A 13472-nucleotide genomic window follows, 5' to 3' on the forward strand; every position below is an offset into this window, starting at 1 on the left:
CCAGTGGAGCTGAAACCATGCCTATATTCGGACAAAACCTAGCCCAACTGAGGACTTCTGCGCTTCCGCAATAACAACAGAACCACGAGAGCTGCGGTGAAGATTGCGCAAAAAGGGGCAAAAAGATATCCATAGCGGTTGAAAAAGGAGAGTTTCTCCAGCAGGACAACCTCACTGTTTTGAGCCCAGGGAATAAAGATATCGGAAGAACTCCGCACACGACCAATGGGGTCGACAAATCCGGAAATTCCGGTATTAGCGGCACGGACCAGACTGCGCCGCGTCTCCACGGCCCGCAGCACGCTCATGGCCATACTCTGCGAGGGTGCGCTGGACCTGCCATACCAGGCATCGTTGGTCAGATTCACCAGTACATTGGCACCGGCATTGGCCCACTGCCGGGCAATATCAGGGAAAATCGACTCAAAACAGATCAAGACACCGGCCTCGATGGTGCCCGAGGAGAGCGGCCGTGTCACCTGACCGGCACTGAAATCGCCGACCGCCTCGACCAGGGGCGCCAGAAAGGGCAGAAGCCTGCGCATGGGCACATATTCGCCGAAGGGCACCAGATGTGACTTGAAATACCGGTCCTTCAATTCTCCGGCGGGTGTCAGCAGAAAAGCACTGTTATAGAAATCTATGTCCCTTTCCTCGACATCGACCACCTCGAACCAGGGAGAGCCGACCAGCAGTGTCGTCCCTTCCTCCGCGGTGAAAAGCCGGAGCTCCTCTATCAATGGGCTGCGCATCGGGAAAAACGGCAGTGCCGTCTCCGGCCAGACCACCAGCTGAGGCCGCGGGGTCTGCCGCAGCAGTTTTTCGGTGTGGTGCAGATAGGTGGCTATGGTGCGCTGCTGTTCTTCGGGAGCCCATTTCCTGCTCTGATCGATGTTGCCCTGCACCACGCCGATTACAGCACTGTCGCCTCCGGCAATCTTCTGCTCGAGCTGGCCGATACGAAAATGGCCATAGAGAACGACCGCCGTGCACAACAGAAACACTGCGGCCATATGAAGCGGCCATCCCCTGCTCTTGCCTTGCCGCAGGAGGAAAAAGAGCAAACCGCTGCACAGCACCAGGGTAAAGGTGAGGAAATGATGACCAAATAGATCGGCCGTCTGAGCCAGCAGAGGAACCTGCCACATGCCATAGCCCAGGTCCATCCAGGGAAAACCGCTGAACAGTATGGAGCGCAGCCAGTCCAGACCGACCCAGACGAAAGGCAGCAGCCACAGAGCCGTTCCGCCGCCCCAGCGCTGCAGCAAACTGCCGGCAATGGCAACAAAAGCGGCAACATACAATGCCATATACACGGCAAGAAGGATAAGAGCCGGATAGGAAAAGAACCAGGGAAGATGGCCGTAGCGTTCAAGAACGATGACGATCCAGTAGAGCTGGAAAATGAAATGAAGAAACCCTGCCAGCAGACCGAAGGAAAAGCGTTTCCAGGGTGAGCGCTCCAGCGTCAGCAAAAACAGCGGCACCAGCGCTATCGGCAACACCGGCCAGAATTCTCCGCCGCCGGGCAGCCCAAGCCAGAGGAGAATGGCAAAACAGCATGAGACCAAAATAACCAGCGGGGCCGGAAGGTTTCTCATTCCTGCTGCTCTCCCTTCATCCGGCTGACTTCCACGATTTTCACATTACGGCGGCTTGCACTTTTGATGGTGAACTTGAGATCGCCGAGCACAACGAAGTCCCCTGTACGTCCTATCCGCCCGAGGCTATGAATAACCAGACCGCCTACCGACTCATACGGCCCCTCGGGCAGCTCCGTCTGAAACTGCTCTTCGACCTCTTCGATATCGATCTTTGCCTGGACGCGGATCGTGTCGTCATCGATTACCTCAAGTTCGAACTCTTCGATATCATATTCATCGTCGATCTCTCCGACTATCTCTTCCAAAACGTCTTCAAGGGTTATGAGACCGCGGACCGCGCCAAACTCATCGGTGACCAGAGCCATGTGGGTCTTGCGCTTCTGAAACTCCTTGAGGAGGTCGACAATATGTTTTTTCTCTCCGACAAACTCAGCCGGTTTAAGGTATTCCGTAATGTTGAAGTCATCTTTCCGCGGATTCGTGCAGATTCTGAGGAGATCCTTGGCATGGAGTATACCGATGATTCTATCGGTATTATCCTGATAGATCGGTATCCGGGTAAAACCTTCTTCGATAACGGTTGCGGCCATGTCGGCAATCGAGGTGGAAACCTCCAGACTGACCATCTCGGCTGCGGGAGTCATGATTTCCACGGCCAGGGTATCGCGAAAATCAAAAATGGAGGAAATCATTTTCTCTTCCAGGCTGGTGATCAAGCCCTGTTCTTCTCCGTCTTCGAGAAGCTCCTGGATTTCGAGTTCAAGCGCCTCCTTGGTATCCGGCGATCTGCCATAGGGAATAAGCTCGATGATCCGCTTTATAATACTTTTTTTCGATGGGGGTTCGGATGATTCGGAAGGAGGGTCTGTTTCTTTTTCAGTCATCGTGTAACTGCGCTCACCTTTGCAGTAGGAAACTGCTTTGTTAAGTCTTGTATTGTTTGCTTCTGATCCGGCAAAGCCGGGGCTTCTTGTGCAATACCTTCAAGCTCTATGATTGAGCTGAGGAATTGTCTAATAACATCATTTCTTTCAAAAAGATTGCACTGCATACTAATATAGTCTGATATAGCTCTCTACTTTAAGATCATTTTCGATATTTTGCAAGGATAGGAGGAATCCTGCGGTAAAATTCGGCCTTGCCTCCATTATTTTTTCCTGACAGATATCCCCCGAGTTGGAGCAGAAAGAACGCTTTTCCCTCCCCTAACTGTTCACGATTATCACCTATTTCCAGAAGCATAAGGCTACAGCAATATTTTTCCTTTAATAATTGCCGCTGTATGACTATAGTAGTGGAGTTTTCATCATCACTGTTTTTCAGCATCACTGTTATTGGGCGGTAACAGCCTACTGCAACCCATGCATGCGCCTGCAATCCAAAATATTAGAAAACATAGAAGAGACGAGGAAGGATTTGGAAGATAAGGTTCTTATAGCTAATCGGGGTGAAATTGCCATCAGGATAATGAATGCCTGTAAGGATCTCGGCCTTGATTATGCTGTTATATATACGGATGCAGACAAGGATTCGGAACATGTCTGCCGGAACATTACCAGCGGTGCCGGACAAAATGCCTGGCGGGTGACGAGCTACACCGAACCCAATGATATTTTTGCCGTGGCTGATTATACGGGCTGTACGGCTATACATCCCGGCTACGGCTTTTTTTCCGAGGATTTTCATTTTGCCCGCCGGGCGACGATCCGCGACCGTGCCCTTACCTTCATCGGGCCCAGCTGGAATGTCATCCGCGATCTTGGCGATAAGATCAACACCAAACGCGTTGCCAATCAGCTCAACATCCCGACAATCCCCGGCACCGACGCGCCGATCTACAACGAAATGGAGGCTGAAGAAATTGCTCAGCACCTCCTTGAGGATCAGGCAGCGCAGGGTATTGCCAACCCTTCCATCCTCATCAAGGCCGCAGCAGGCGGCGGCGGCATGGGCATCGAAGAGGTTTCGGAGATTGAGCAGTTCCGCAGAGTCTACAGGCAACTACAGAATTATGCCAAGAGGCAGTTCGGCGACGGCGGCGTGCTGATCGAACAGTGTCTGCGCGACTACAATCACCTCGAGGTACAGCTTCTCTGTTCCCGACACGGGGAAAGAATCCATTTCAGCTCAAGAAACTGTACGATTCAATCCACCGGCCGGCAGAAACGTGTCGAGGCTGCTCCCGGCTTTCATTCCTCCTGTTTCGATTACGATTTTGATGAGGCAACGGTGCTCCGGCAGATTGAAGAATACTCTCTCAAACTGGCGGAATATGTCAACTACGACAATGTCGGCACCTGGGAGTGGATTGTCTCCAGATCGGGGAAGCCCTATCTTCTTGAAGTAAACACCCGGATCCAGGTGGAAAACGACATATCGGCACGTATCAGTTATCTGAACGGCTCTCATCCCAACCTGATACGGGAACAGATACGCCTGGCCCTAGGCGAAAAAATGGGCTACACCCAGGAAGATGTCGCCTTCAGCGGAGCGGCAATCGAGCTTCGTATCGTCGCCGAAGATACCAGACGCGGATTCGCTCCCTGGATCGGTACAATCTCCAGATTCAAAATTCCGCAATATGAGTGGTCGGCGGTCTACACCCATGTACCCTTCGACAGGCCCTACACCATTCCAAGTGACTATGATCCCAACCTGGCTTTGGCCCTGGTATGGGGAGACAGTGTCGATGAGGCCAAAAAAAGAGCGGCTAAACTGCTCAAAGAGACCGATATTCGCGGCAAGGATTCCAGCGGAGGAAAGATTGTCACTAACCTTGCCTACCTCAAAGACAACCTGGATCGACTGTTAACTTTCTGAAAAGCTTCCAAACATCGAGATATAGCTATAATGAATGAACAACAAAAAAGGCTCCTCAAAATCGAGGAGCGCATCAATTACCTGATCCAGATCAAGGATTTTTCCAACTGGGGTAATCTAGATGGCTTCAAAAAATGCTGTAATCAACTGAAAAACAGCGTATACGAGCTCAGCGAAGAACAGCTGAACCGCGAAATCCGCAAACTGGATGAATCCATCATTTTTCTTGAAGAACGGGCCGAAGAACAATTGACCCCCATGGAGAGGGTGCGCATCGTTAGAACCCCTCAGAGATTCAGCCTCAAGGATATTTTAGAAAATGTCTACGAGGATTATACCGAACTTGGCGGAGAAGACGATGCCAACATAGATCCCGCGATGATGTGTGCCAAAGCCACCATCGTCAGACGCATCAAGAACAAGCCTTATACCGCTTCGGTTATGGTTATCGGCCAGGAAACCGGACACGGCGACGAATTCCGCAACGGCGGCTCCTGTAAGCCGGAAGGCAACGCCAAGGCCCTCAGATATATGAAAGTGGCGGAAACGGAGGGCGTTCCCATACATTTTTATGTTTTCACCCCAGGGTCCTACCCGGTAGAGGAATATCCCGGCGCCGCTCAGCAGATTGCCCGGAATATCTATGCCATGGCCAAACTGCGGGTTCCCATGATCTCCTTCATTTCCGAGGGCGGTTCAGGCGGTGCCGAGGCTATCGGTCTCTCGGATTATCGGATGATGGCCAGTCACGGCTATTATTCGGTTATCTCTCCCGAAGGTGCTGCCGCCATCGAGGGCCGGGTCAGGGAAGGCGAGAAGGTACCCAAAGAGCTTATCGAGGTCTGCGCCGACCGGCTGCGCCTGACGGCGGAAGACAATTTGAAGCTGAAAACCATTGATAAGATTATCTACGAGCCACCTCTTGGCGCCAGACAGGATGATTTCGCCTTCTTTTCCAAACTGCGCACCGAAATGATCAGCGCAACCGACAAGGTGGTTCTGGCAACCAAAAGCTTTCGAGCCTTCCGCACCAACGAGATAATGCGGAAGAAATCGGAAACCGAGGAACTCCAGGTAGAGGTGCCCTGGGATCTGAACAGGGAAGAGGTGAAAAAACTTCTGCGCCTTCGCTCCCTGAAATACCGTCGCATGGCGATGACGGGATTCAGTGGCCAACTGAGCGAGTCCGAATACTACTATAACCGCTTCAAGGTTAAGTCCGAAAAGGTGTATTACAACATCCGCTACGATATCTTCAAGAATCACAAGAAGCAGATGCGGCGGGTACTCAAGGAGGTTTCCGGGGAAAGCTCGGTAATGCTGAAACGCATCGTCGAACCTCTCAATGCGGTCCTTGATTTCTGGGACAAAAAAACCGAGAAGCGCACCCCAAGGCTGTTAACCCAGGGGGATCCCGTGCAATCGGCAAGCTCCAGGGTCGACCCCCTGGAACTGACCGACACCTATACCAGTCCTTTGGCCAACGAAGACAGAACCGTCACTTGCCCCAATCATGAGAAATACGGTTGCAAAGACCTCTGGATACCGGATCTTTACGGCGAATTCTGCGGGGTCTGCGAGAGTTGCGGACATCATTTTCCCCTGGAACACCAATGGTATCTGGAAAATGTTTTCGATCCGAATTCGATCCGCTTTTTCAATTCGGAAATAACCTCGCATAACCCTCTGCGTTACACCGGTTATACGGAACGACTAGAGCTTGCCCAAAAGAAGACCCGCCGGAATTCCGGCAACATGACTTTTACCGCCGAGGTCAATGGCATTCAAATTGTCACCTCAATGCTCTATTCCGACTTTCGCAACGGCACCGTCGGTTCAGCTGAGGGAGAAAAATTTGTGCAGGCCTGCAAGCTCGCCAAAAGGAAGAAAAGGCCACTGCTCGCCTACATCCATTCCACCGGCGGCATCCGCATTCAGGAGGGCACGCTGGGAGTCATCCAGATGCCGAAATGTACCATGGCGGTCCGGGAATATATTGATGCAGGCGGCCTTTATATTGTCGTCTACGACAACAATTCCTATGCCGGCCCGGTGGCCTCCTTCCTGGGCTGCTCGCCCTACCAGTTTGCCATACGCTCCAGCCGTGTCGGCTTCGCCGGCCCCAGGGTTATCCGGGAAACAACGGGAATCGACATCCCTCCCGATTACCACTCGGCGCGCAACGCCCTGAAACGCGGACATATCCAGGGTATCTGGAACCGCAGGGATTTCCGCAGAAATCTGCATAAGGCCCTGCAGACCATGGGCAGTCCGAGCCTCTATTATCGCTAACCCAGCTGAACTGGCTATGAGCCTCTGGTCCAATAGGTGCTACTTTAAATCACCATTCTCTTTTCCGCCCGGAACATTTGTCCGGGCGAGAAAAGAACGGGCCAGGAATCCTTAAAAACCGTCTCCGGCTTTGACGAATTGATTTGATATCGGGGTATATGCCTTGAATTCTCCAGGATCGACTGACCGGTCAACAGCGCAATAATCCTAATCCCGGAATACTTATCAAAACCAGCAAAAAAATACAGTTGCATACATTCATGAATGTATATATATATCTGCGCCTGCTAAAGTAGAACATCAATCTGCACGCTTTTTTAAAATACAATATATAACTCTAAAAAATTGGGGAATATTTTGAAACTACACTTTAGGGTATTCATTATTCTGATGATACTTACGGCATTTCTCCTTGGAGCATGTCAGGAAAAAGCTCCCGAAAAGGCAGCGGCACCGATGCCAGTCGAAGTCGATATCATAACCCTCGAGGAAGAGCCGGTTAAACTCGAGGTGGAACTGCCGGGACGAACGACAGCGTATCGGGTCGCCGAAGTTCGGCCACAGGTTAATGGGATTGTCAAAAAACGGCTCTTTGCCGAAGGCAGTGAAGTCACAGCCGGAGAACTCCTCTACCAGATTGATCCAGCCTCCTACCAGGCCAGGCTTGACAGTGCAGAGGCGGCTCTTGCCAAGGCAAAGGCCATAGAGTACTCAGCCAGGCTGAAAGCCGAAAGGTACAAGACGCTTGATCGCACCAACGCGGTGAGCGAAATGGATCTGGTTGAAATCGACGCCGGCTGGAAGCAATCGATTGCCGACGTGGCCTCTGCCGAAGCCGCCTTGCATGGCGCCCGCATCAACCTTGACTACACCGAGGTGAGAGCCCCTATCGCCGGACGGATCGGCAAATCGATGATCACCGAAGGAGCCCTGGTCACGGCTCAGCAGAGTGCGCCCCTTGCCGTTATCCAACAGCTTAATCCTCTTTATGTGGATGTCACTCAATCAAGTACCGAACTGCTGCGCTTGAAAAAGGATTTGTCGGTAGGTTTGCTGGATAACGGTGAAAAGACCCAATCTGATGTCACTATTTTACTTGAAGACGGCTCCGAATATGAGCAGAAGGGTTCTCTTGAATTTTCCGATCTGACTGTCGACCAGTCTACAGGAACCATCACACTGCGCGCCATTGTCGCCAATCCCGACGAAAATCTGCTGCCTGGAATGTTTGTTCGTGCCAGGGTGTCAAAAGGCCTGAAGCAGGATGCCATTCTCATACCGGCGGCGAGTCTCAGCCGCAACAGCAAGGGGCAGGCGGTCGTGATGCTGGTGAATGCCCAGTCTACCGTGGAGAGCCGCATCATCGATGCAGGAAGGAACATCGGAGATAACGTTCTCGTCAACGATGGCCTGACAGCCGGAGAACAACTGATTACAGCGGGTCTCCAAAAAATCAAACAGGGTGTCACCGTCAAAGCCGTTGAACAGCAGGACGCTTTAAGCGACCAGATTGCCCTGAAGAACCAACCTGACAATTCTCTTACGCCGGCGGAGTAAACAATGGCTGCATTTTTCATAGACCGCCCCATCTTTGCATGGGTAATTGCTATCGTCATCATGCTGGCCGGCGCCTTATCGATACTGCGCCTGCCCGTATCCCAATATCCTGAGATCGCACCACCTACGGTAACCATCACGGCGACCTATCCGGGCGCTTCAGCCAAGACCGTCGAGGACAGTGTAACTCAGGTTATCGAGCAAAACATGAACGGGCTCGACAATCTGCTGTATATGGGATCGCAGAGTTCCTCCGCCGGCACGGCGACCATTACCCTGACCTTTCAGGCAGGGACCGATCCGGACATCGCCCAGGTCCAGGTCCAGAACAAACTGCAGCAGGTCACCAGTCAGATTCCACAGGAAGTACAGCAGCTCGGACTACAGGTTTCAAAATCCAATTCAACCATTCTGATGGTTGTCGGCCTGATATCGACAAACGACTCTGTTGATAAGAACGATCTGGCCGATTTCATGGTGACGACCCTCAAGGACCCGCTGAGCCGCACCAAAGGTGTCGGCAACGTCCGAATATTCGGCAGTCAGTACGCCATGCGGATCTGGCTCGACCCGCACAAGCTCAACAGCTTTCAGTTGACCCCTGGTGATATCAGCGCAGCCATTTCCGCTCAGAACAACCAGGTGGCGGTAGGCAACCTCGGAGGAACACCTTCCGTTGCCGGGCAGCAGGTAAGCGCCACCATGATGGCCCAGACCATGATGAGTTCTCCCGAGGAATTTGCCGAAATCCTGCTCAAGGTAAACACCGACGGCTCGCAGATCCGCTTAGGAGATGTCGCCCGGGTTGAAATCGGCGGGGAGAGCTATGCCGCAATTCCCACCTTTAACGGCCAGGCTGCCAGTGGTATGGGGATAATGCTGGCAACCGGTGCCAATGCCCTGGAGACGGCAGAGGCGGTCCGCGCTAAACTCAGTGAGTTGCAGCCCTATTTCCCCGCCGGGATTGAAATTGTCTATCCCTACGACACCACAACCTTTGTTAAAATCTCCATCGAAGAGGTTGTGCATACCCTGATTGAGGCTATTATTCTGGTATTCCTGGTAATGTTCCTCTTTCTACAGAATTTTCGGGCAACTCTTATTCCCACCATTGCCGTGCCTGTAGTTTTGCTTGGAACCTTTGGAGTCATGGCGGCTTTTGGCTTTTCCATCAATACCCTGACTATGTTCGGCCTGGTTTTGGCTATCGGCCTGCTGGTCGATGATGCCATCGTCGTGGTTGAGAACGTGGAGCGGATCATGGAGACGGAGGGCTTATCTCCTCTGGAAGCCACCAGAAAATCCATGAAACAAATTACCGGCGCTCTTATCGGCATTGCCCTGGTGCTTTCCGCGGTTTTCGTACCCATGGCCTTTTTCGGCGGGTCCACGGGGGCGATTTACCGCCAGTTCTCTCTTACCATTGTTTCAGCGATGGCGCTTTCGGTTATCGTTGCCCTGATCCTTACCCCAGCTCTCTGCGCTACAATGCTCAAACCGAAAAAGGCTGGAGAACATCACCAGAAACGTGGTTTTTTCGGCTGGTTCAACCGTCTATTCAATCGCAGCATAGGTGGGTATGGCAGCAGCGTCGGCTATATTGTCAAGCGATCGGGTCGATTCGGGGTGATATTTCTGCTTCTTGTCGGAGGAATGATCTTTCTCTTCACCAAACTGCCTACTTCCTTTCTTCCTGAAGAGGATCGCGGTATTTTTCTTTCCATGGTGCAGCTTCCCACAGGAGCCACTTTGGAGCGCACTCAGCAGGTGCTTGACAAAGTACGCGACTACTATCTCATCCAGGAGAAGGAAAATATAGATACCGTCTTTACCATAGCAGGTTTCAGTTTTGCCGGCAGCGGGCAGAACATGGGCCTGGTTTTTACCCGGATGAAAGACTGGAGCGAGCGGGAAAGAGCAGATCAATCGGTGAACGCCATAATCGGCAGGGCCATGGGATATTTCTCCCGAATCAAAGAGGCCCAGGTATATGCCTTCAACCTTCCGGCCATCTCGGGCCTGGGTACCTCAACCGGCTTTGATTTCTATCTGCAGGACCGCGCGGGACTGGGCCATGCCAAATTGATCGCAGCCAGAAATCAACTTCTCGGCATGGCCGCGCAGAATCCCGATCTTACCAGGGTTCGTCCGAACGGCATGGAAGATACACCTCAGTACAACCTGGATGTGGATTACGAGAAGGCCATGGCATTCGGTGTCTCGGTCGGCGATATCAACAGAACCCTTTCCACCGCCTGGGGCTCAAACTATGTCAATGACTTTGTACATAACGGCCGGATAAAAAAGGTGTACCTGCAGGCCGATGCCCCTTTTCGTATGCAACCCGAAGACATCCGGCAATGGTATGTCCGCAACAACAAAGGCGACATGGTACCGTTTTCGACCTTTACCAGCGGTCACTGGAGTTTTGGTTCGCCTCGACTCGAACGCTTTAATGGCAATCCTGCCGTTCAGATAATGGGTGAAGCCGCACCGGGCAGATCAAGCGGAGACGCCATGGCGACCATTGACCAACTGGTATCCCAGCTTCCCAGAGGGATAGGATATGAGTGGACCGGCGCCTCCTTCCAGGAAAAACAATCCGGATCCCAGGCACCGGCTCTTTACGCCATCTCCATTCTAGTGGTCTTTCTCTGCCTTGCAGCCCTGTACGAAAGCTGGTCAGTGCCCTTCTCGGTTATTCTGGCTGTCCCTCTCGGTGTTCTCGGCGCCCTGCTTGCCGCCTATTTCCGCGGTATGGAAAATGACGTTTTTTTTCAGGTGGGACTGCTGACAACCATAGGATTATCCGCTAAAAATGCTATCCTGATCGTTGAGTTTGCCAAATCCCTCCATGATGAGGGGGCAGATTTGGTTTCCGCTACGATCAAGGCATGCCGGATGCGGCTCCGCCCGATCCTGATGACCTCGCTGGCTTTTATGCTCGGTGTTTTACCGCTGGCGATCAGCACGGGTGCAGGCGCCAACAGCAGAAACGCCATCGGCACCGGGGTTTTCGGCGGCATGCTGTCGGCTACTGTCCTGGCCATCTTCTTTATTCCTCTCTTTTTTGTGGTGGTAATGCGGCTCTCCCGGAAACGGCACCCTGAAAAGATCACCGTTGCTTCGCCTCAGGAATGCTGAATAGAGAAGAATGTGCATGAGAATCTTTGACTGAAATGGCAAGAAAGACAAAAGAAGAAGCCCTGAAAACCCGTGAAGCTATTCTTGATGCCGCGGTACGGATTTTCTCCGTACAAGGGGTATCGCGTACTACCCTGGCCACCATCGCTAAAGACGCGGGGGTAACCAGAGGCGCCATTTACTGGCATTTCAAGAATAAGGAGGATCTGCTGGGAGCCCTTTGGGAGCAGCTCCTCCTGCCCTTCGAGCCTATCAGCCTGGCATGTGAAGATTCCCACGAACCCGACCCTCTCGGCAAATTAAAATCCTCTCACGTGGCTTTTTTCAAAAGTCTCAAGGAAGACCCCAGAATGCTGCAGCTTTTTCGAATCCTGCTGACCAAATGTGAAACGGTGGAGGATACCGGCGCCCTTGACCTTCACAGGGTAAATTGCCATCTTGAAGGGCAGCGCAAGATTGAAAATATTCTGCGCAATGCCATCAACAAGGGACAGTTGCCCGAAGATCTCGATGTTCGGCTGGCGGGTATTGCAACAATTTCCTTCATCGATGGCCTGCTCAACAACTGGATTATGTTTCCAGACCTCTTGGATACCGACAAAGAGATTCCGGCAATGCTTGACGGACTCGTCCAGATGCTGGGCTGCGGTTCATTTGCCAAAACCTGATATAATCAAAAAGACATCCCTCTGATTGACAGAATTATTTTGAAGAATATACCTCCACTCGCGAATCCCGCAGTCAATAGTCTCCCCCCCATGAAAGCAGGTCTGTTTGTCTGGGGATTTGGCGCTGTTTTTTACCTGCTTGGCTTTTTTCATAGAGTGGCACCGGCCGTTATCACCGGAGAACTCATGCAGGAATTCGCCATCAGCGCAGCCGCTCTCGGCAATCTTTCGGCTTTGTATTTCTACAGCTATGTGGCTATGCAGATACCCACGGGAATTCTTGCCGACCGCTGGGGGCCACGTCGCCTGCTTACTCTGGGAACCGGCGTTGCCGCCCTTGGCACCCTGATGTTTGCCCTGGCACCGGGGATCCTCTGGGCAGGAATCGGGCGGCTGCTGATCGGCGGCTCGGTAGCGGTAGCCTTTGTCTGTCTGTTGAAGCTTGCGGCCAACTGGTTTGCCCCGTCGCGCTTCGCCCTGGTCTCGGGACTTGCCCTGTTCTGTGGAATTATGGGAGCTGTTTTTGCCGGCACGCCCCTGCGCCTTTTCGTTGATATATTCGGCTGGCGCAGTGTGGTTCTCTTCTCTGCGGCTATAACCGTCCTTGCCGGAGTGGGTACCTGGTTGTTTGTCAGGGATTATCCCCATGAAAAAGGCTTCAAGGACTTTCTCATCACCGCCAAGCCTGCCGCATCACATAAAAAAACCGGATACATAGCTGATATAATCCAGGTGTTCAGCTACCGCAACACCCTGCTGTTATTCATCATCCCGGGAGGGATTGTCGGGTGCCTCCTTACCTTTTCCGGCCTGTGGGGAGTTCCCTATCTGACCACCATGCACGGTATTTCGCCCGCAAAAGCGGCATCTCTCACCTCCGCGCTGCTGGTAGCCTGGGCAGTAGGTGGACCCGTTTTCGGCTGGCTCTCCGACAAACTGAAAAACAGAAAACGACTCTACCTCACCGGCTGTGCTGTTGCAGCTGCCGGATGGATTGCCATCGTCTATCTTCCGAATCTCTCTCTTGTCCAGCTCCTTTTTGTCTTGTTGATTACCGGTTTTTTCTCCGGCTCCATGATCATCAGTTTTGCCTTCGCCAAGGAATCTGTCCCTCCATATCTTGCGGGCACTGTTTCCGGAGTAATCAATATGGGAGTTATGATGGGTCCGATGATCTTGCAGCCCTTGGTGGGCTTGGCTCTGGACCGTTTATGGACAGGGGAGGTTTTGGCCGGTATCCGCATATATAGCGCAATTGCCTATCGCACCGGCTTTACCTTGATGCTGGCCTGGATCCTGCTTTCCCTCCTGTTGCTGCTCTTCACCAGGGAGACCGGCTGCAGGCAAATGCCGCATTGACCTGGCACTGTCGGCTTACTTTATATCC

Annotated in this window: 8 protein-coding genes; 6 read left to right on the forward strand and 2 right to left on the reverse strand. The window is 52.5% G+C overall.

All coding sequences use genetic code 11. The features are described from left to right. Positions 1–38 precede the first annotated feature (38 nt). Together lnt and JWG88_RS20410 are read right to left on the reverse strand one after the other, a co-directional pair. Positions 39–1601 carry an apolipoprotein N-acyltransferase gene (gene lnt, locus JWG88_RS20405; protein ID WP_205235656.1) on the reverse strand — a complete coding sequence of 521 codons (1563 nt, stop codon included), beginning with the start codon at positions 1599–1601 and terminating at the stop codon, positions 39–41. After that, positions 1598–2488 carry a hemolysin family protein gene (locus JWG88_RS20410; RefSeq protein ID WP_205235657.1) on the reverse strand — a complete coding sequence of 297 codons (891 nt, stop codon included), beginning with the start codon at positions 2486–2488 and terminating at the stop codon, positions 1598–1600. Before JWG88_RS20410 ends, lnt begins: the two co-directional genes overlap by 4 nt. Positions 2489–3020: 532 nt before the next feature. Here JWG88_RS20410 and JWG88_RS20415 point away from each other — a divergent pair. The 6 genes from JWG88_RS20415 (at position 3021) to JWG88_RS20440 (ending at position 13444) form a co-directional block, all read left to right on the forward strand. Further along, positions 3021–4424: an ATP-binding protein gene (locus tag JWG88_RS20415; protein ID WP_205235658.1), complete on the forward strand. Its 1404-nt coding sequence runs from the start codon at positions 3021–3023 to the stop codon at positions 4422–4424. Between the two features lie 30 nt (positions 4425–4454). Beyond that, positions 4455–6716, forward strand: a complete 2262-nt coding sequence (locus JWG88_RS20420; RefSeq protein WP_205235659.1) for a carboxyl transferase domain-containing protein — start codon at positions 4455–4457, stop codon at positions 6714–6716. Between the two features lie 390 nt (positions 6717–7106). After that, positions 7107–8273 (forward strand): efflux RND transporter periplasmic adaptor subunit, encoded by a 1167-nt coding sequence (locus JWG88_RS20425; protein WP_205235683.1) that lies wholly within the window; start codon positions 7107–7109, stop codon positions 8271–8273. Positions 8274–8276: 3 nt separating this feature from the next. Beyond that, entirely contained in the window at positions 8277–11417 is a 3141-nt protein-coding gene (locus JWG88_RS20430) for an efflux RND transporter permease subunit (RefSeq protein WP_205235660.1), read from the forward strand. A gap of 35 nt (positions 11418–11452) precedes the next feature. Further along, positions 11453–12085 carry a TetR family transcriptional regulator gene (locus tag JWG88_RS22035; RefSeq protein ID WP_205235661.1) on the forward strand — a complete coding sequence of 211 codons (633 nt, stop codon included), beginning with the start codon at positions 11453–11455 and terminating at the stop codon, positions 12083–12085. A 39-nt stretch (positions 12086–12124) separates the two neighbouring features. Further along, complete coding sequence (locus tag JWG88_RS20440; protein WP_205235662.1) at positions 12125–13444, forward strand: MFS transporter; 1320 nt, start codon at positions 12125–12127, stop codon at positions 13442–13444. The last annotated feature ends 28 nt before the right edge of the window (positions 13445–13472 follow it).

The sequence above is a fragment of the Desulfopila inferna genome (genome assembly GCF_016919005.1).
Lineage (GTDB): Bacteria > Desulfobacterota > Desulfobulbia > Desulfobulbales > Desulfocapsaceae > Desulfopila_A > Desulfopila_A inferna.